Below are 18432 nucleotides of genomic sequence, written 5' to 3' on the forward strand. Positions count from 1 at the left end.
TCCCTGGTCGGCGGCACCGCCGCATCCCTTCTCGATGGACAGGGGCACCAGCCGTGACGCTCGACCCCGGCCTCCGCCGCGCGATCCTGGACGCCGTGGCTTCGCTGGAGGCGGATTCCGTGGAGCGTCTGGCGCGCCTCGTGCGCTGCTCCTCCACGCTGGGCCAGGAGCAGGGCGCCCTCGACGAGATGGCGCGCAACTTCGAGGCGCTGGGCCTTGCCCCGCGCCGCGTGCCGACCGATCCGGCGGCCCTGAAGGACCATCCAGGATTCTCGCCGCCGCTGATCCCTTATGACGGCCGCGACAATGTCGTGGCGGTCTTCACGCCCCGCGGGAAGCGTGGCCGCAGCCTGGCCTTGCAGGGCCATGTGGACGTGGTGCCGGAAGGCGCCGCTGACCTGTGGGTCACGCCCCCCTATGAGCCGGACGTGCGGAACGGGCGGATGTATGGGCGCGGCGCCGGCGACATGAAGGCCGGGATCGTCTCCTATCTCACCGCCTTCGAGGCGCTGCGCCGGGCCGGCGTGCAGCCCGCCGCCGAGGTGCAGATGCAGGCGGTGATCGAGGAGGAATGCACCGGCAACGGCGCGCTCGCCGCCATGCTCGCCCTGCCGCGCACGGATGCGGTGATCATCCCGGAGCCGGGCCCCGGCTTCGCCGCCGTCTATTCCGCCGAGGTCGGCGTGATCTGGGCCTGGGTCACCGTCACCGGCCGCCCGACCCATGTGCGGGAGATGCATGCCGGGGTGAACGCCATCGAGGCCGCCGGGATCATCGCCGCCGGCTTCAAGGACTACGAGGCGGAGATGAACCGCGCCGAGCGGGTCCATGCCTCCTTCCATGGCGTGAACCATCCGGTGAACGTCAACCTGGGCAGCTTCGAGGGCGGGGAGTGGAACTCCTCCGTGCCGACGCGGGCGCGCGTCGGGCTGCGGGTCGGCGTCATGGTCGGCTATCCGGCGGCGCAGGCGAAGGCGGATATCGAGGCGCTGGTGGCGAAGCTCGCCGCCGACACGCGGCTGCGCGGCACGCAGGTGAAGCTGGAGTTCAAGGGCTTCCACGCCGAGGGCTGCGTCTTCGACATGGACAGCGAGATCGTGCGCCTGGCCAAGCACCACTACGCGGATTCGGCGGGCGAGGAACTGCGCCACTACGCCGCCTCCGGGCTGACCGACGGGCGGTTCTTCACCCTCTACCAGGACACGCCCACGGCGGTCTTCGGGCCCGACGCGCAGGACATCCACGGCATCGACGAGAGCGTCGGCCTCGCCAGCATGCACGACATCACCCGCACCATCGCGCTGACCATGGCCGAGTGGTGCGGCGTCGAACCCCTCGCGCCAGGAGCCCACGCATGAGCGCCAGCAGCAACCTTCCCGTCTCCGGCACACGGCTCTGGGACTCGCTGATGGAGATGGCGCGGATCGGCGGCACGGCGAAGGGCGGCTGCAACCGCCAGACCCTGACCGCCGAGGATGGCGAGGGGCGGAAGCTCCTGGCCCGCTGGGGCGAGGCGATCGGCCTCACCGTCACCACCGACCGGCTGGGCAACATGGTGCTGCGGCGGGAAGGGCGGGACCCGTCGCGGCCCGCCGTGGCCATGGGCTCGCATCTCGACACCCAGCCCACCGGCGGCAAGTTCGACGGCGTGCTGGGCGTGCTGGCGGGCCTGGAGGTGATGCGGGCGCTCGACGAGGCCGGCATCGAGACCGAGGCGCCGGTCGTGCTGGTCAACTGGACCAACGAGGAAGGCGCCCGCTTCTCCCCGCCGATGATGGGCAGCGGCGCGGCCATGGGGATCTTCACGGAGCAGGAGATCCTCGACAAGCGCGATGCCGGGGGCGCCCGCTTCGGCGACGCGCTGGAGGCCATCGGCTGGAAGGGCGAGGCCGATCCCGCCGACCTCCGGAAGCTCGGCGCCTATTTCGAGCTGCATATCGAGCAAGGGCCGGTGCTGGAGCGCGAGGGGATGGACATGGCCATCGTGACCCATGCCCTGGCGCAGCACTGGCTGGAGGTGACGGTGCGCGGCGCCGACTCGCATGGCGGCGGGCAGATGCAGGGGCGGCGCGACTCCCTCGTCGCGGCCGCCATCCTGATGCAGGCGGTGGAGGAGATCGCCCTGGCCGCCGGGGGTGACGGGCGCGGCACGGTGGGCGTGGTGAAGGTCACGCCCTCCTCGCGCAACGTCGTGCCCTCCGAGACCTGGTTCAGCGTGGACATGCGCCATGGCGACCCGGAGGCGCTGAAGGGCATGGCCGATGCGCTGAAGGCCCGGGGCGCCGAGGTGGCGGCACGGCGCGGCGTCGAGGTCGAGGTCGAGGACTTCTGGTACTCGCCGCACACGCCCTTCGCGCCGGAACTGGCGGAGCGGCTGCGCGAGGCCGCCCGGCGGCGCGGCTACCGCCACAGGGACATGGCGACCGGCATCGGGCACGACGCGGTCTATGTGGCGCAGAAGGTGCCGACCGGCTTCGTCTGGGTGCCCTGCCATGGCGGCATCAGCCACAACGAGGAAGAGAGCATCACGCCGGAATGGGCCGAGGCCGGGGCCAGCGTGCTGGCCGATGCGGTGCTGGCCACGGCCGGCGTTTCGAGGGGCTGAGGACCATGCGTATCGCCATCGGCGGCTTCCAGCACGAAAGCCATTCCTTCGCCCCGCGCCCGGCGACCTGGGCGGATTTCCTGGCCCCCGGCGGGGCGCCGCCGCTGCAGCGCCCGGCCACGATGCTGGAGGTGATCCGCCCGACCAGCTTCCCGGCCGCCGGAGCCATCCGTGCCGCCGAGGCCCGGGGCATCGCGGTGGCGCCGCTGAGCTGGGCCACCACCGGCCCTTCCGGCCCCCTCACGCCCGAGGCCTTCGAGCGCATGGCGGCGCTGCTGCTGCACGACCTGCAGGACGCCATGGCGCAGGGGCCGCTGGACGCGATCTACCTGGAGCTGCACGGCGCCATGGTGGCCGAGGGCTTCGGCGATGCGGAGGGCGAGCTGCTGCGCCGCTTCCGCGCCGTCGCTGGCGACATCCCGATCGGCGCCAGCCTGGACCCGCATGCCAACCTGACCGCCGCCATGGTGGCGCACAGCGACATCCTCGTGCCCTACCGCACCTATCCGCATGTGGACGGCGCGGAATGCGGCGCCCGGACGGTGGAGCTGCTGCTCCGCCGCATCGAGCGCGGCGCGCCCTTCGCGAAGAGCTTCCGGCAGGCGGATTACTGGACCCCGATCACCGGGCAATGCACGCTGGTCTCGCCCATGGCCGATGTCATGGCGGAACGGGCACGGCTGGAGGCGGCGGTGCCGGGCGTGGTGGAGCTCGGCTTCTGCTTCGGCTTCCCCTATGCCGATTTCGCCGATTGCGGCATGGCCGTCGCCGCCTATGCCGAGAGCCAGGAGACCGCCGACACCGCCGCCGAGGGCTTCCTCGCCGATCTCGCCCGGCGGGAGGCGGATTTCGTGCCCGACCTGCTCGACGCCGCCGATGCCGTCGCCACCGCCATCCGCCTGTCGCGGGAGATCAACGGCCCCGTGGTGATCGCCGACACGCAGGACAATCCCGGCGGCGGCGGCCATGGCGACACGACCGGGCTGCTGCGGGAACTGGTGCGCCAGGATGCACAGGATGCCACCGTCGCGCTGATCAACGATGCCGAAAGCGCCGCGGCGCTGCATGCGGCGGGCGAGGGGGCCGCCGTCACCCTCGCCCTCGGCGGCAAAACCGATGGCGCCCCGGCGGAGGTGACCGGGCTGGTGGCGCGCCTGTCGGACGGCCGCTTCACCTGCACCGGGCCAATGGCGAAGGGCAACCGGGTCGATCTCGGCCCCTCGGCCCTGCTGGCCGTGGGCGGGGTGAAGGTGATCGTCACCAGCCGCAAGATGCAGGCGCTGGACCAGGCGTTGATCCGGCATTTCGGCGTGGACCCGGCGGCGGAGCGCATCCTGGCACTGAAATCCAGCGTGCATTTCCGCGCGGATTTCCAGCCTATCGCCGGGCGCGTGCTGGTGGCCGTGGCGCCGGGACCGGTGGTGGCCGACCCCTCGACCCTGCCCTTCCGACACATCCGCCCGGGTGTGCGGCTGAAGCCGGGCGCGAATGCGGTGACGGGCTGAACAGCGGCCCCGGAAGGGTCATCCCCTTCCGGGGCGGCATCCCATGCCAAGGCGCGGTTCCGGAAACTGCCCTTGCTCTCCGCCCATTCCCATGCCATAGGAATAAAATCAACGCACCACCACGCCGCCGCATGATCCGCAGCTCCCACCGGCACGTCACAGGTGGCGATCTCCGGCGGCCCATCGTCGCAGTGGTCTCGAACCGGTTCCCGACACCAGGGATGGCCGGGTGCCGCACGCACCCGCCGCCGCGGCATCACCCGCAACGGGGAAGAGCTGGAGCGGCCCCCATCCGGACGGATAAAAGTCTAAAATCCTAAAACGTTAAAGAAACCCATCTGGCAGCCTGCCCTGTCCCGCGAAAGCGGAAAGGCGGACGCTTCCGACCCCGCGCCGTCCGTCCAAGCTCTCCCGTGCCCAGGGACCACGGCATTCCGCCACCCGTCTCAGGCCGGGGCATCCAGCCGGGCCAGGGCCTCCGGCGTGTCGAAGTCGCGCAGCACGGAATCCTCCGTGACCGGGACGGCGGCCAGCCGGGCGGCATGGCGGGCCAGCAGCCCGCGCGCCCCGCGGTCGCCGCACAGGGCACCGATCTCGGCAAAGAACTCCCGGCCCCAGAGGACCGGATTGCCCGGCTGTCCCTCATGGACGGGTTGCACCACGCTCCGGCCCGCCGCCGGGTCGAAGCCATCCAGGATGCGGTCCAACGTGCCGGGTCCGACCAGCGGCATGTCGCCGAGGCAGACCAGGACGCCCTCGCATTCCTCCGGAACCGCCCCCAGCCCGGCACGGAGCGAGGCGGAAAGCCCCTCGGCATGATCGGGCGCGTGCACGAAGCGGACCGGGCGCCCGGCCAGGGCGGCCTCCACGCGCTCGCGCTCATGGCCCGTCACCACGATCACCGGCTCGGCCCGGCTGGCCAGGACATGGTCCACGGTGCGGGCGATCATGGGCCGCCCGGCGGCATCCCCGGCCAGCAGCTTGTTCACCGGCCCCATGCGCCGCGACAGGCCGGCGGCGAGCACCAGCGCGGCCACGGGACGGTGCCCGGGGCGCGGCAGCGGCTCGGCCCGTCCGGCGGCGGCGCGGGGCAGAGGTCGGGTCTCGATCTCCATCAGCAGCCCGCCCGCTCCCAGCCGCTGGATGTCGCGCCCGGTCACCGGGATGCCGGCGGCGAGGCGCTGGAGCACCCAGTCGAAGCCGTTCAGCGCCGGGCTGCGGGCACAGCCGGGCAGGACCAGGGCCGGAAGCCCATCCAGGCTGCCCAGGCAAAGCAGGTTCCCCGGGTCCACCGGCATGCCGAAATGCGCGATCTCGCCGCCCGCCCGGGTGATGGCGGCCGGGCCGATATCGCGCCGGTCCACCACGGCCGAGGCGCCGATCACCATCAGCAGCTCCGCCCCCGCCGCGCGCAGGCGGCGCAGGGCCCCGGCGATGGCGGCCTCGTCATGCGGCACGCGCTCGGCGGGCAGGAGCTCGCCGCCCACCGCCGCGATCCGCGCCCGCGTGGCCTCCAGCGTGTTGTCCAGGATGCCGGGCTTCATCCCCGGCAGATGGCTCATCACCAGCCCCGCGCGCAGCGGGCGATAGGGGTGGAAGGACAGGGCATGGCCGGCCCGGGCCAGCGCCTCGGCCTCGGCCAGCACCGCGCCCGGCACGGCGAAGGGGATGACCTTGATGGTGGCCGCCATCTCCGGCGCCGAAAGCGGGGCATAGGTTGGCTGGGTGGCGAGCGTCAGGCTCTCGTCCAGCGCGTTCAGCCGGTCGATCAGCGCCACGTCCAGCGCCAGCAGGCCCGGCCCGGCGGCAAAAAGGTTCACGCGCCCGGTCGCGGCGCGGGAACGGGTGAGGCCGGGCCGCAGCAGCGCCTCGGCCAGCCGGCCCGCCGCCTCGTCCTCCGGCACGTCGCCCGGCTCCAGCCGCGCGGCGATGACCGCGCTCTCCCCGGCCGCCGCCAGGGCTTCGAGCGCGGCATGGTCCAGCACCGTGCCCTTCTTCAGCACGCGCCCCGGCAGGCGGTGGGTATGCGCCAGAATGGCGCCGGCCGCGTCCTCCAGCGGGGTGAGGCCGAAGATCACGTCCTTTGCCCGAGCGTGGCGCCTCGGCGCACCGCCACGATCTCGGCCAGGATGGAGACCGCGATCTCCGGCGCGGTGACTGCGCCGATGTTCAGCCCGACCGGCGCATGGATGCGGGCCGCCGCGGCCTCGCCATGGCCCAGCTCGGCGAGGCGGGCGAGGCGCTTCGCATGGGTGCGGCGGCTGCCCAGCGCACCGATGTAGAAGGCCTCGCTGCGCAGGGCCGCGTCCAGCGCGGCGTCGTCGAATTTCGGGTCATGGGTCAGCGTCACCACGGCGCTGCGCGCGTCCGGGCCCAGCAGGGCCATGGCGTCGTCCGGCCATTCATGGATCAGCGCGGCCCCCTTCGCGAAGCGCTCCTCCGTGGCGAAGGCACGGCGCGGGTCCACCACCGCCACGGCGAAGCCCGCGGCCACCGCCATCGGCACCAGCGCCTGGGCGATATGCACCGCGCCCACCAGGATCAGCCGCAGCGGCGGGTTGTGCGGATGGACGAACCAGCTCTCCCCCGCCACCTCGGCCATGCGCGCCGCATCCCCGGCCAGCGCGGCGCGGGCGGCCTCGGCCAGTCCGGGCGCGATGTCCTCCGTGTCCTCGCCGGCGCCCCAGAGGCGCTGCGCCCCGTCCGGCAGGCGGGTCAGCAGGGCGACCGGGCGTTTCTCCGCCTGGGCGGCGCGCAGCCGCGCGAAGATGTCCGTCCTCACCCGCGTTGCTCCCCGAGGCGTTCCACGAAGACCTTGAGCTTGCCGCCGCAGGCGAGGCCGACCTCCCAGGCGCGCTCGTCGGAAATGCCGAAATCCAGCAGCTGGGGCACGCCGTCGCGCATCACCGCCTGCGCCACCTCGGCCACCGCGCCCTCGATGCAGCCGCCGGACACGGAACCGGCGAGGCGGCCGGAGCCGCTGACCGCGAGGCGGGAGCCGGGCGGCCGGGGTGAGGAGCCCCAGGTCTCCACCACCGTGGCCAGGGCCACCTCCTCGCCCTCCCGCCGCCAGGCCTCGGCGGCGGCCAGGATGTCCTCACCCATCACGGGGGTATCGCTCATGCGGGCCTCCTTGGCCTGGCCTTACGGGGCGCGGCATCGCGGGGTGGGCCGCCCGAGGAGCCACCCTGGGCGGACAGCGCCTCCACCAGCGCGCGCAGGCTGTCGAGATTATGCACCGGGCGATGCTCGTGGACATGCGGCAACAGCGCCCGGATGCCCTGGGACCTGGGTTGGAACCCGGCATAGCGCAACAGCGGATTCAGCCAGATCAGCCGCCGGCAGGAATGCGCCAGCCGTTCCGCCGCCTCGCCCAGCCCTTCGCCGCCGACGCGGTCGAGCCCATCGGTGATCAGCAGCACCACGGCGCCCTGGCCCAGTACGCGCCGGGCCCAGTCGCGGTTGAAATGCTCCAGCGCCTCGCCGATCCGCGTACCGCCGGACCAGTCCGGCGCGGTGCGGCCGACCATCTGGAAGGCGACCTCCGGATCGCGGTGGCGAAGCTGCCGCGTCACATTGGTCAGCCGCGTGCCGAAGAGGAAGGTATGGACCCGGTCGCGATCATTGGTCACCGCATGGAGGAAATGCACCAGCACCTGGGCATAACGCGCCATGGAGCCGGAGATGTCGCAGATCGCCACCAGCGGCGGCGGCCGCTCCATCCTCCGGCGGCGCTCGATGGCCAGGATCTCGCCGCCCCGGCGCAGGCTGGCCCGCACCGTGGCGCGCAGGTCGCTGCGCGGCCCGTGCGGGTCGGGCCGGAAGCGCCGGGTCGGACGCGCGGCGAGCGGCAGGGCGAGGCGGCGGATCTCCCGCTTGGCGGCGGCGATCTCCTCGGCGCTCATCGCCTCGAAATCGAGCTGGCCCAGCCGCTCCGCGGCGCTGACCGAGAGGCTGGCCTCCTCCGGCTTGTCCTCCCGCTCGCCCCCTGCGGGGTCGCGGTTCGCCGCCAGGGCCTCGGCCAGGCGCCGCGCGGCGGGCAGGCGCTCCGTGGCCTCGGTCCCGGCCTCCCCGCCGCCCAGGGGCAGGCCGGGGGCGCGCCACCAGAGGTCGAAGGCGCCGTCGAAGACCTCATGATGGTCATGGGCGTGCAGCAACGTGGCGCGCAACGCGGCGCGCACCGTGTCGCGCTCGGCGATCCCGGTGATGGACAGGGCCTCGGCGGCGGCGAGGCTTTCCGCCGGGCCGACGGGCAGGCCCGCCCGGCGCAGCAGCCGGGCGAAGCCGATCAGGTTGCCGGCGAATTCGGCACCGGAGGGCTCATCCTCGGCGGCTTCAGGCCTCGGCAACCTGCCGGGCCTCCGCCAGCAGCTGCGCCGCCTCCTCGCCGCGCAGCCGGGCGATGTCGTCCTGGTACTTCAGCAGGACGCCCAGCGTTTCCTCGACCAGGGCCGGTTCCAGCTCCCGTGCGCCCAGGGCGGCGAGGGCACGGGCCCAGTCGATGGTTTCCGCCACGCCGGGCAGCTTGAACCAGTCCGGACCGCGCCGCAGCGCCTGGACGAAACCTACGACCTCGCGCGACAGGCGCTCCGAGAGGCCGGGGGCGCGGGCCTCCAGGATCGCGCGCTCCCGCGCCGCGTCCGGGTAGTCCACCCAGTGGTAGAGGCAGCGGCGGCGGATGGCGTCATGCACCTCCCGCGTCCGGTTGGAGGTGATGATCACCACCGGCGGCACCTGAGCGCGGATCGTGCCCAGTTCCGGCACGGTGATCTGGTTGTCGGCCAGGATCTCCAGCAGGAAGGCCTCGAAGGGCTCGTCGGCGCGGTCCAGCTCGTCGATCAGCAGCACGGCGGGGCTGCCCTCCAGGGCGGAGAGCAGCGGGCGTTCCTGCAGGAAGCGGCGGTCGTAGAGGCCGCGCTCCAGCGCCGCCGCATCGTCCGCGCTGCCGGAGGCTTCCGCGAGGCGGATCGCCATGAGCTGCTTGGCGTGGTCCCACTCATAGGCCGCGGCGTTCAGGTCAAGCCCGTCATAGCATTGCAGCCGCACCAGCCGGCGCGGCAGCCGGGCAGCCAGGACCTTGGCGATCTCCGTCTTGCCGGTGCCGGGCTCCCCTTCCAGGAAGAGCGGGCGGCCCATCCGCAGGGCGAGATGCACCGAGGTCGCCAGGGCGGCGTCGGCCACATAGCCGCCTTCCGCCAGGAGCCGCCGCGTATCGGCCACGTCGCGTGGCCAGGAGGGGCTGCCGGGGATACCGGGGGGAGGGGTCTCGCCGTTCACGTCGCGGATGTCACGGTATGGGGAAGCCTCAGCCGAGGAAGATCAGCGCCATCATCAGGAGCCAGACGACCAGCCCGCCCCAGAAGATCATGCTCTGCCCCAGGAATTCGCGCGGCATCATGGCGCGTACAAGGGCCAGGCCGCTCACGGCGCTGTCTGCGGCCTTGGGAACGGGGGATTCGACAGGGGTGGCGGCGGCGCTGGCGGCCACTTCCTCCGGTTCCGGCACGCCGATATTGGCGGCGAAGCGGTCGAAGAACTGGTCGGCCATCTGCTTGGCGGTGCTGTCCACCAGCCGGGCGCCGAGCTGGGCCATCTTGCCGCCGACCTGCGCCTTCACGGCATAGCGCAGCAGGGTGACGGTGTCCGTCGCCTCCTCCAGCGTCACGTCGGCGCCGCCCTTGGCGAAGCCCATGGCGCCGCCATTGCCCTCGCCGGTGATGGTGTAGGATTCCGGGGCGTTGATGTTGGTCAGGTTGACCTTGCCGCTGAACTTCGCCGCCATGGGGCCGATACGTACCGCGACGCGGGCGGTGAAGCCGCCCTCCGGCGTCCGTTCCAGCGACTCGCAGCCGGGGATCGCGGCCTTCAGCGCCTCCGGGTCGTTCAGGGCGTCCCAGACCCTTTGGCGCGGCGCCTCGATCCGCCGTTCACCGGTCATTTCCATTTGGGCGTCTCCATCGCGGGAATCACTGCAGGTCGGAAGCTCGATCTCGGCACAGCCTAGGGGGAGGGTTCCGGAGGGGGAAGACCGGCGGGGAAAGTCCGGACGGAAGGGGATCGGGGCCGGATTTCGGGGGTCCGGCTCTTGGTGTAGAGCGGCAAGGCCGGCAATCTGTATTGTGGGATTTATTCCCACGATATCTTTCTGAGATGGAATGCAGACCCCATGGACCCGAAAGCGATGCGCCGCCGCCAGGTGACTTCCCTCCTCCTCGGCTCGCTGGCCGTGCTCCCGGCCCTGGCCGCGCGGCCGGCCAGGGCGCAGCAGGGGCCGCAGCCGCCGCTGCCGGCCGAGCCGCTGACGATCATCACCCGCGACGGCAAGCGCCATGTCTTCAACGTGGAGATGGCCACCGACACCGAGCAGCAGCGCATCGGGCTGATGTTCCGCCAGCGCGTGGCGCCGGATGGCGGGATGCTCTTCGACTGGGGGCGTCCGATGCAGAGCGGCATGTGGATGCGCAACACCGTCACATCGCTCGACATGGTCTTCATCAGGCAGGACGGCACCATCGACCGCATCGCCGAGCGCACGGTGCCGCGCAGCGAGGCGGTGATCCAGAGCAACGGCCCGGTCCGGGCGACGCTGGAACTGGCGGCCGGCACCGCCGAGCGCCTGGGCATCCGCGTGGGCGACAAGGTGGAGCAGCGCATCTTCGGCAACAGCTGAGATGGGGCCGGGGCGCAAACCTTTTCGCCCCGGCACCGTTGGCCCTGCAGAGCGGGCCTGCCCGCCGGAACCAGGGCCACCGCACCGGGACCCCAGGGGGGAACACGCGGCAGCCACGCCTGCAAGGAGACGCACGCTTGCGCCGGAACCTCGCCACATCCTTCGCTGTCCTGGGCCTGATGGCCGCGCCAATGCTGGCCCCGCCCACCTGGGCCCAAGGCTCCACCCCACGCGACACGTCGAACAGCGGCAGCAGCAGCGTGGGGAAGGGCAGCAGCAGCAGCCCGGCGGTGACGCCGCCCCGCAGCGGCTCCACCCCACGTGACAATTCCGGCAGCGGCAGCAGCGCGATCGGGCATGGCACCGCCCGGAGCCCGGCGGTGACGCCGGCCCAGCCCGGCGCGACGCCGCGCGACGAGTCGGGCAGCGGCTCCTCTGCCCGCGGCGGCCCGGGCACCGGCCCGGTGCGGTAGGACCGGTACGCCAGGCCCGCCACCCGCCAGGTCAGAGGGGCAGGAGCAGGGTCTCGCCGAAGGCGGGAACGCGGAAGGCGGTGTCCGGCAGGCCCGCGGCAGCGCGGGCGGCCTCCATGTCTCTCACCGGTGCATCGAAGGCCTCCCGCGTCAGGCGGAAGGTGCCGAAATGCATGGCCACGGCTGTCCCGATCCGGAGATCGGCACGGGCCTGGACGGCTTCCGCCGGGTCCATATGCACCACATGCATGAACCAGCGCGGCACGAAGGCGCCGATCGGAACCAGCCCGACGGCAAAAGGCCCCAGCCGGGCGCCGATCTCGACCAGATGCGAGCCATAGGCGGTGTCACCACAGAAGATCAATCGCCTGCCTTCCCGCGTCCGTACCGCGAAGCCACCCCAGAGCATCCGTCCGCCGTCGAAAGGCGTGCGGGCGGAGAAGTGCTTCATGGGCAGGTAGGTGGCCGTGGCCCCGTCCGGCAGTGGAGCCTCCTGCCACCAGTCCAGCTCCACCGCTCCGGGCATTCCTTTCCGCCCCAGGTAGGCGCCGTTTCCCAGTCCGGTGATGACCGGCACGGGGTGCAGGCGGCGCAAGGTCGGCAGATCCATGTGGTCATAGTGATTGTGGCTGAGCAGCACCGCATCAATCGGCGGCAGCCTTTCGAGCGGGATTGCCGGAGCGCGGACCCGCTTCGGCCCGGCGAAGGAGAAGGGGCTGCAACGCCTGCTCCAGACCGGGTCGGTCAGCAGGGTCGGACCGCCGGCGAAGCGCAGCAGAAAGCTGCTGTGGCCGATGAAGGTGATCGCCACATGGCCGGGCGGCGGCTCGGCCGGGGGCGGCTGCGGCGGGTCCTCGACCCATTCCGGCCAGGGCGGCCCGGCTGGTTCGCGCGACAAGCGCCAGAGGGCCCGCCGCGTCTGCCCGGGGCGTGTGCCGTCCGGGTTGAGGAAGCGCCCCTTCACCCGGACCGCTCCCTGGGGTGCCCCTCGGGGTACCTCTTGGGGTGTCCCCTGAAGCGGCGCGTCCCCGCGCGGGTCCTCCTGCGGGACATCCCCGGGCGCGGTCATGCCGGCAGGGCTTGCCCCAGGCGGCCGGCGAGGTCGGTGACGAACTGCCAGGCGACGCGGCCCGAGCGGCTGCCGCGCGTGACCTGCCATTCCTTGGCCCGGGCGTGCAGCTCCTCGCGTGGCAGGTCGAGGCCCAGCGCCTCGGCATAGCCCTCCACCATGGCCAGGAAGGTCGGCTGGTCGCAGTTGTGGAAGCCGATCCAAAGGCCGAAGCGGTCGGAAAGGCTGACCTTCTCCTCCACCGCCTCGGCGGGGTTGATCGCGGTGGAGCGCTCGTTTTCGATCATGTCGCGCGGCATCAGGTGCCGGCGGTTGGAAGTGGCGTAGAAGAGGACATTGGCCGGGCGCCCCTCAATGCCGCCGTCCAGCACGGATTTCAGCGCCTTGTAGTCCGCGTCCTCGCGCTCGAAGGACAGGTCGTCGCAGAAGACCAGGCAGCGGCGGGGCTGGGCGCGCAGGATGTTCAGCAGCTCCGGCAGGGTGCGGATGTCCTCCCGCTGGATTTCGATCAGCACGAGGCTGCCCGGCCTTTCCCGGTTGGCAGCGGCATGGGCGGCCTTGACCAGCGAGGACTTGCCCATGCCCCGGGCGCCCCAGAGCATGGCGTTGTTGGCAGGCAGGCCCCGGGCGAAGCGGCCGGTATTCTCCAGAAGCAGCGCCTTCTGCGCCTCGACGCCCTGGAGCAGGGAGGCATCGACCGCGGCCACGCTGGGCACGGGGGCGAGGCGCGGCTCGGGGGCGGGGTGCCAGACGAAGGCATCGGCGCCTTCCGGCGAAGGTGGGGCGGGAGAGGCGGGGGCCAGGCGCTCCAGCGCCTCGGCGATCCGGAGCAGGGCCGGCAGAAGTTCGGACACTTGGGCGGGACTCGTTTTTGCTGCGAAGGACAGTGATGATGGGGTCGGCCCGCAAGGATGGGTTGACGGGCGAGGGGCGAAGGCTAGGTTCCGCCCCCATCCATCGCAAGCCGGGAAACTCCAACCCTCATGCTCGTTTCCACCGCCTACGCGCAAGACATCGTCGGGAGTTCCGGCGCCGCCGGAATCGTGATGCAGCTCGCCCCGATGCTGCTGATCTTCGTGGTCTTCTACTTCCTGCTGATCCGCCCCCAGCAGCGCAAGGCCAAGGAGCACCGCAACATGCTGCAGTCGCTGAAGCGCAATGACCGCATCGTGACCGCGGGCGGCATCGTGGGCGTGATCACCAAGGTCAAGGAAGGTACGGACGAGGTGGAGGTCGAGATCGCCCCCAATGTCCGCGTCAACGTACTGCGCGGCACGATCGGCAGCGTGGTGCGGCCCACCGCGGCCAACGACACGGCCGTGGCCAAGGGCTGAGGCGGAAGCCACCGGGGGCCGGGCCTCCGGAGCGGACGCGAAAAAGGGGGAGCGCCAGCGATGGCGTTCCCCCTTTTCCTGTTTCCGGGCGGCGCCATCAGGGCCGCCCGGACGCGGGTCAGGCCGACTGGCCGGACTTCAGGCCCTTGTCCAGCAGGCTGGCGACGAATTCCCAGTTCACCAGCTTGTCGAGGAAGTTGGACAGGTAGTCCGGGCGGCGGTTGCGGAAGTCCAGGTAATAGGAGTGCTCCCAGACATCCACGCCGAGCAGGGGCGTGCCCTCGCCGGTGGAGATCGGGTTGGCGCCGTTCGGGGTCTTGGTGATCTTCAGCTTGCCCGAGGCATCCTGGATCAGCCAGGCCCAGCCGGAGCCGAACTGGCCGACGCCGGCCGCCTTGAAGTCGTCCTTGAACTTCTGCAGGCCGCCGAGGTCGCTGTCGACCTTCGTCTGCAGCGCGCCCGGCAGCTTGTCGCCGCCGCCATCGGGCGACATCACCTGCCAGAACAGGATGTGGTTCCAGTGCTGGCCGGCCTGGTTCAGCACGGGCTGGCTGTCGGCGCCGCCCTTGCCGGCCTGGGCGACGATCTCTTCCAGGCTCTTGCCGGCGAGGCCCTTGCTCTCGATGAGGCCGTTCAGGGCGGTGACATAGGCCTGGTGGTGCTTGCCGTGATGCAGCTCCAGCGTCTCCTGGCACATGCCGCGGGCGGCGAGCGCGCCGGGATCATAGGGCAGAGGCGGAAGGCTGAAGGCCATGAGAGGTCTCCCCAATGTTGAAACCGGCGGGAAGGTGGGCGGCTCCCCGTGAGGCGTCAACCTTGCGGGGCGGGCTTTGCGGCGCCAGAAGGCAGCCGATGGCTGAATTGTCGGAGATCGGCGCGATCGCGCGCCGCAGCGACCCCGATCGCTTCCTCTGCGCGCTCTTCGCGGCGCCGGAGCGGCGTGAGGCGCTGTTCACGCTGATCGCCTTCAACAACGAGCTGGCCCGGGCCCGGGAGGTTGTGAGCCAGCCGATGATGGCGCTGATCCGCCTGCAATGGTGGCGCGATTCGCTGGACGAGATGGCGGCAGGCCGGCCGGTGCGGCGGCACGAGGTGGCGGGGCCGCTGCACGCGCTGGTCACGGCCGGGGTGCTGGATGCGGCGGATCTCCAGGCGATGGTGGATGCGCGGGAGGCCGAGGCCGAGGAGATCGAGAGCCGGGGGGCCTTCGAGAGCTACCTGCGCGGCTCGGCCGGCGGATTCGCGGTGGCGGCTGGGCGGCTGCTGGGGGCGCCGCCGGCCCTGTTGCCGGCGCTGCAATCGGCGGGCGCCTGCTATGGGTTGGCCGGGGTGCTGCGGACCCTGCCGCTCCAGGCGCGGCAGGGGCGCAACCTGCTGCCGGTGGAGATGCTGGCCGAGGCGGGGGCGGGGGCCGAGGGCATCGCCCCCGATGCCCCGGCCGTGGTGGCGGTGGCGCGGCGGCTGGCGGCGGAGGCCCTGCCGGTGCTGGAGCAGGCGCGGAAGGCGCTGCGGGACCTGCCGAAGCCGGCCGTCGCCGCCGCCCTGCCGCTGGTCCTGGCGCGGCGGGACCTGCGGCGGATCGCCGATAGGGCGGACCTCGCCCAGCCGCCCGGGCCGCGCGGCGGCGCAGACCGGCTGGCGGTGGCCTGGGCCGGGCTGCGCGGGCGGGTCTGAGGACCGATCGCGCTCGCGCCAACCCGTTCGGGGCGGGGACGCGGCCGGGGGTCAGGCCCGCTTGCGCTTCGCCTTCGGCGTGGGCAGCAGGGGGGCCAGGAAATGGCCCGTGTGGCTGTCCGGGTTGGCCGCGACCTCCTCCGGCGTGCCCTGGGCGACGATGCGGCCGCCTCCCTCGCCACCCTCGGGACCCAGGTCGAGCAGCCAGTCGGCGGTCTTGATGACCTCCAGGTTGTGCTCGATCACCAGCACCGTGTTGCCCTGCTTCACCAGCGCCTGGAGCAGTTCCAGCAGCTTGCGCACATCCTCGAAGTGCAGGCCGGTGGTCGGCTCGTCGAGGATGTAGAGGGTGCGGCCCGTGGCACGGCGGGAGAGTTCCTTGGCCAGCTTGATGCGCTGCGCCTCGCCGCCCGAGAGCGTCGTCGCCTGCTGGCCCAGGTGGATATAGCCCAGCCCGACCTCGCGCAGCACCAACAGCTTGTCGCGGATGGAGGGCACGGCGGAGAAGAACTCGCAGCCCTCGTCCACCGTCATCTCCAACACGTCGGCAATGGACTTGTCGCGGAAGCGGACCTCCAGCGTCTCGCGGTTGTAGCGCTTGCCCTTGCAGGTGTCGCAGGTGACGTAGACGTCGGGCAGGAAGTGCATCTCGATCTTGAGCACGCCGTCGCCCTGGCAGGCCTCGCAGCGTCCGCCCTTCACGTTGAAGGAGAAGCGGCCTGGCTTGTAGCCGCGCGCCCGTGACTCCGGCAGCTCCGAGAACCAGTCCCGGATCGGTGCGAAGAGGCCCGTATAGGTGGCCGGGTTCGAGCGCGGCGTGCGGCCGATGGGCGACTGGTCGATGTCGATGATCTTGTCGAGGTATTCCAGCCCCTCTATCCGGTCGTGCGGGGCGGGGACGGTGCCGGAGCCCATCAGGCGCCGCGCCACGGCCTTGTAGAGCGTCTCGATCACCAGGGTGGACTTGCCGCCGCCGGAAACCCCGGTGACGCAGGTGAAGGTGCCAAGCGGGATCTCGGCGGTCACGTCCTTCAGGTTGTTGCCCCGCGCGCCGACGACGCGGAGCGTCTTCTCCGGATCGGGCTTGCGGCGCTCGGCGGGAACCTCGATGCGCTGGCGGCCGGAGAGATAGGCGCCGGTGACGCTGTTGGGATTGGCCGCGACCTCCTCGGGCGTGCCCTGGGCGATGACGTTGCCGCCGCCCTTGCCGGCGGCCGGGCCGATATCGATCAGGTGGTCGGCGGCGCGGATGGCGTCCTCGTCATGCTCCACCACCAGCACGGTATTGCCGAGATCGCGCAGCCGCCGCAGCGTGGTGAGCAGGCGCTCGTTGTCGCGCTGGTGCAGGCCGATCGAGGGCTCATCCAGCACATAGAGCACGCCGGTCAGGCCGGAGCCGATCTGCGAGGCGAGGCGGATGCGCTGGCTCTCGCCCCCCGAGAGGGTGGCGGAGGAACGGGAGAGGCTGAGATAGTCCAGCCCCACATCCACCAGGAAGCGCAACCGCTCGTTGATCTCGCGCAGGATGCGGCCGGCGATCTCCTGCCGCTGCACGGTCAGCGTGCCATGGACGCCCTGGAACCATTCCATGGCCTTGCGGATCGACAGCTCGCTGGCCTGGGCGATGTGGAGGCCGGCGACCTTCACCGCCAGGGCCTCGGGCTTCAGCCGTGCGCCCTGACAGGCCTTGCAGGGGCGGTCGGCCTTGTAGCGCTCCAGGTCCTCCCGCACCCAGGGGTTGTCCGTTTCGCGCAGGCGCCGCTCCAGGTTGGGGAGGACGCCCTCGAAGGGCTTCTTCACCTCGTAGGCGCGCAGCCCGTCCTTGTAGCGGAGCGTGACCACCTCGGTGCCGGTACCGTGCAGGATGCCCTTGCGCACGGCGGCGGGAAGCTCGGTCCAGGGGGTCTTCATCGAGACCTTGAAGTGCTTCGCCAGGCTGTCCAGCGTCTGGTCGTAATAGGCCGAGGAGGAGCCGCCGGCCCAGGGGCCCACGGCGCCCTCCGCCAGCGGGCGCAGATCGTCCGGTACCACCAGGGCGGGGTCGAAATAGCTCTCCGTGCCCAGCCCGTCGCAGACCGGGCAGGCGCCCTGGGGCGAGTTGAAGGAGAAGAGCCGGGGCTCGATCTCCTCGATGGTGAAGCCGCTCTCCGGGCAGGCGAAGCGGGAGGAGAAGACGGTCCGCTCGCCGCTGTCGGCATCCTCGGCATAGGCGACGCCATCGGCCAGGCCCAGCGCCGTCTCGAAGCTGTCGGCGAGGCGCGTCTCCATGCCGGGGCGGACCACGATGCGGTCCACCACGGCCTCGATGTCGTGCTTGCGCTTCTTGTCGAGGTTCGGCGCCTCCTCCAGCCGGTAGAGGGTGCCGTTGATCTTGGCGCGCTCGAAGCCGCGGCGCTGGAGCTCGGCCAGCTCCTTCTTCCATTCGCCCTTCTTGCCGCGGGCGATGGGGGCCAGGATCAGCAGGCGCTTGCCTTCGCCCATGCCGAGGACACGGTCCACCATCATGGAGACGGTCTGCGCCTCGATCGGCAGGCCGGTCGCGGGGGAATAGGGCACGCCCACCCGCGCCCAGAGCAGGCGCATGTAGTCATGGATCTCGGTGACCGTGCCGACCGTGGAGCGCGGGTTGTGCGAGGTGGTCTTCTGCTCGATCGAGATGGCGGGGGACAGGCCCTCGATACTGTCCACGTCCGGCTTGCCCATGAGCTGGAGGAACTGCCGGGCATAGGCCGACAGGCTCTCCACATAGCGCCGCTGCCCCTCGGCATAGATCGTGTCGAAGGCGAGCGAGGACTTTCCCGAGCCGGACAGGCCGGTGATGACCGTCAGCGTGTCCTTCGGGATGTCCAGGTCGATGTTCTTCAGGTTGTGTTGCCGCGCTCCCCGGACCCGGATGGCCGGGCCCTGCACCGGCTTCGGCGCCCCTCGGCCCGCGTCACGCTCCGCGCCCTGCCCGGAAGCCCGGGGCGCCGCGCCGGCCTGCTTCGCCGGGATGGCGCTGGCGGGGGAGGCGGCATCGGCAGTGGCGAGGTCGGTGTCGCGAGAGGCGGCCATGCTGGTGTCCTGGGCTGTGTCCTGGCCGGAGACGGTGCGGCGGCCGGG

The 18432-nt window shown here is 71.8% G+C and carries 17 protein-coding genes; 7 read left to right on the top strand and 10 right to left on the bottom strand.

Translation table 11 applies throughout. The annotated features are described in order from the left end of the window. The first annotated feature begins 53 nt into the window (after positions 1-53). Genes CTJ15_RS08740 through CTJ15_RS08750 form a run of 3 tightly spaced genes read left to right on the top strand, consistent with a single transcriptional unit; the run spans position 54 to position 4110 of the window. On the top strand, positions 54-1358 hold the full coding sequence (locus tag CTJ15_RS08740) for an ArgE/DapE family deacylase (protein ID WP_075822464.1): 1305 nt from the start codon (positions 54-56) through the stop codon (positions 1356-1358). After that, the gene (locus CTJ15_RS08745) at positions 1355-2605 is read left to right on the top strand and encodes a Zn-dependent hydrolase (RefSeq protein WP_027297169.1); all 1251 of its coding nucleotides are present in this window, start codon (positions 1355-1357) and stop codon (positions 2603-2605) included. The genes CTJ15_RS08740 and CTJ15_RS08745 overlap by 4 nt, the downstream gene beginning before the upstream one ends. A 5-nt stretch (positions 2606-2610) precedes the next feature. Beyond that, positions 2611-4110, top strand: coding sequence for a M81 family metallopeptidase (locus tag CTJ15_RS08750; protein WP_099782120.1), 1500 nt, complete (start codon positions 2611-2613; stop codon positions 4108-4110). A gap of 446 nt (positions 4111-4556) precedes the next feature. Here CTJ15_RS08750 and CTJ15_RS08755 read toward each other — a convergent pair whose 3' ends face one another. From CTJ15_RS08755 to CTJ15_RS08780, 6 genes are read right to left on the bottom strand one after another with little or no spacing between them, the layout of a single operon-like run. After that, positions 4557-6188 carry an NTP transferase domain-containing protein gene (locus CTJ15_RS08755; RefSeq protein WP_099781490.1) on the bottom strand — a complete coding sequence of 544 codons (1632 nt, stop codon included), beginning with the start codon at positions 6186-6188 and terminating at the stop codon, positions 4557-4559. Then, on the bottom strand, positions 6185-6892 hold the full coding sequence (locus CTJ15_RS08760; protein WP_019459796.1) for an XdhC family protein: 708 nt from the start codon (positions 6890-6892) through the stop codon (positions 6185-6187). Before CTJ15_RS08760 ends, CTJ15_RS08755 begins: the two co-directional genes overlap by 4 nt. Continuing rightward, on the bottom strand, positions 6889-7233 hold the full coding sequence (locus CTJ15_RS08765) for an XdhC family protein (RefSeq protein WP_019459797.1): 345 nt from the start codon (positions 7231-7233) through the stop codon (positions 6889-6891). The genes CTJ15_RS08760 and CTJ15_RS08765 overlap by 4 nt, the downstream gene beginning before the upstream one ends. Next, entirely contained in the window at positions 7230-8459 is a 1230-nt protein-coding gene (locus tag CTJ15_RS08770; protein ID WP_099781491.1) for a VWA domain-containing protein, read from the bottom strand. Before CTJ15_RS08770 ends, CTJ15_RS08765 begins: the two co-directional genes overlap by 4 nt. Further along, entirely contained in the window at positions 8446-9387 is a 942-nt protein-coding gene (locus CTJ15_RS08775) for a MoxR family ATPase (protein WP_369699834.1), read from the bottom strand. Before CTJ15_RS08775 ends, CTJ15_RS08770 begins: the two co-directional genes overlap by 14 nt. A 28-nt stretch (positions 9388-9415) precedes the next feature. Further along, positions 9416-10054 (bottom strand): carbon monoxide dehydrogenase subunit G, encoded by a 639-nt coding sequence (locus CTJ15_RS08780; protein ID WP_075822885.1) that lies wholly within the window; start codon positions 10052-10054, stop codon positions 9416-9418. Between the two features lie 222 nt (positions 10055-10276). Here CTJ15_RS08780 and CTJ15_RS08785 point away from each other — a divergent pair, with 222 nt between their 5' ends. Beyond that, positions 10277-10780, top strand: a complete 504-nt coding sequence (locus CTJ15_RS08785; RefSeq protein ID WP_019459801.1) for a DUF192 domain-containing protein — start codon at positions 10277-10279, stop codon at positions 10778-10780. Between the two features lie 137 nt (positions 10781-10917). Then, positions 10918-11253 (top strand): hypothetical protein, encoded by a 336-nt coding sequence (locus CTJ15_RS08790; RefSeq protein WP_019459802.1) that lies wholly within the window; start codon positions 10918-10920, stop codon positions 11251-11253. 31 nt (positions 11254-11284) lie between these two features. Here the strand turns inward: CTJ15_RS08790 and CTJ15_RS08795 are convergent, their stop codons facing one another. Together CTJ15_RS08795 and CTJ15_RS08800 are read right to left on the bottom strand one after the other, a co-directional pair. Next, positions 11285-12217, bottom strand: a complete 933-nt coding sequence (locus CTJ15_RS08795; RefSeq protein ID WP_075822886.1) for an MBL fold metallo-hydrolase — start codon at positions 12215-12217, stop codon at positions 11285-11287. A gap of 101 nt (positions 12218-12318) precedes the next feature. Continuing rightward, entirely contained in the window at positions 12319-13176 is an 858-nt protein-coding gene (locus tag CTJ15_RS08800) for an ATP-binding protein (protein WP_019459804.1), read from the bottom strand. Between the two features lie 129 nt (positions 13177-13305). On the opposite strand from CTJ15_RS08800, the gene yajC reads away from it, so the two are divergent. Continuing rightward, positions 13306-13656 carry a preprotein translocase subunit YajC gene (gene yajC / locus CTJ15_RS08805; protein ID WP_019459805.1) on the top strand — a complete coding sequence of 117 codons (351 nt, stop codon included), beginning with the start codon at positions 13306-13308 and terminating at the stop codon, positions 13654-13656. Positions 13657-13774: 118 nt separating this feature from the next. Here yajC and CTJ15_RS08810 read toward each other — a convergent pair whose 3' ends face one another. Next, positions 13775-14410: a superoxide dismutase gene (locus CTJ15_RS08810; protein WP_019459806.1), complete on the bottom strand. Its 636-nt coding sequence runs from the start codon at positions 14408-14410 to the stop codon at positions 13775-13777. Positions 14411-14508: 98 nt separating this feature from the next. Here CTJ15_RS08810 and CTJ15_RS08815 point away from each other — a divergent pair, with 98 nt between their 5' ends. After that, positions 14509-15330, top strand: a complete 822-nt coding sequence (locus tag CTJ15_RS08815; RefSeq protein ID WP_099781492.1) for a squalene/phytoene synthase family protein — start codon at positions 14509-14511, stop codon at positions 15328-15330. 51 nt (positions 15331-15381) lie between these two features. On the opposite strand, the gene uvrA is transcribed toward CTJ15_RS08815, so the two are convergent. Further along, the gene (gene uvrA / locus CTJ15_RS08820; protein WP_226946091.1) at positions 15382-18384 is read right to left on the bottom strand and encodes an excinuclease ABC subunit UvrA; all 3003 of its coding nucleotides are present in this window, start codon (positions 18382-18384) and stop codon (positions 15382-15384) included. Between the last annotated feature and the right edge of the window lie 48 nt (positions 18385-18432).

It is taken from the genome of Roseomonas sp. FDAARGOS_362 (assembly GCF_002754815.1).
GTDB lineage: Bacteria > Pseudomonadota > Alphaproteobacteria > Acetobacterales > Acetobacteraceae > Roseomonas > Roseomonas mucosa.

Bases quoted from the DNA above. Each gene is read 5' to 3' on its own strand.
- CTJ15_RS08745 (WP_027297169.1), top strand. From the start codon at position 1,355: ATGAGCGCCAGCAGCAACCTTCCCGTCTCCGGCACACGGCTCTGGGAC.
- CTJ15_RS08780 (WP_075822885.1), bottom strand. From the start codon at position 10,054: ATGGAAATGACCGGTGAACGGCGGATCGAGGCGCCGCGCCAAAGGGTC.
- CTJ15_RS08810 (WP_019459806.1), bottom strand. From the start codon at position 14,410: ATGGCCTTCAGCCTTCCGCCTCTGCCCTATGATCCCGGCGCGCTCGCC.
- CTJ15_RS08750 (WP_099782120.1), top strand. From the start codon at position 2,611: ATGCGTATCGCCATCGGCGGCTTCCAGCACGAAAGCCATTCCTTCGCC.
- uvrA (WP_226946091.1), bottom strand. From the start codon at position 18,384: ATGGCCGCCTCTCGCGACACCGACCTCGCCACTGCCGATGCCGCCTCC.
- CTJ15_RS08785 (WP_019459801.1), top strand. From the start codon at position 10,277: ATGGACCCGAAAGCGATGCGCCGCCGCCAGGTGACTTCCCTCCTCCTC.
- yajC (WP_019459805.1), top strand. From the start codon at position 13,306: ATGCTCGTTTCCACCGCCTACGCGCAAGACATCGTCGGGAGTTCCGGC.
- CTJ15_RS08815 (WP_099781492.1), top strand. From the start codon at position 14,509: ATGGCTGAATTGTCGGAGATCGGCGCGATCGCGCGCCGCAGCGACCCC.
- CTJ15_RS08765 (WP_019459797.1), bottom strand. From the start codon at position 7,233: ATGAGCGATACCCCCGTGATGGGTGAGGACATCCTGGCCGCCGCCGAG.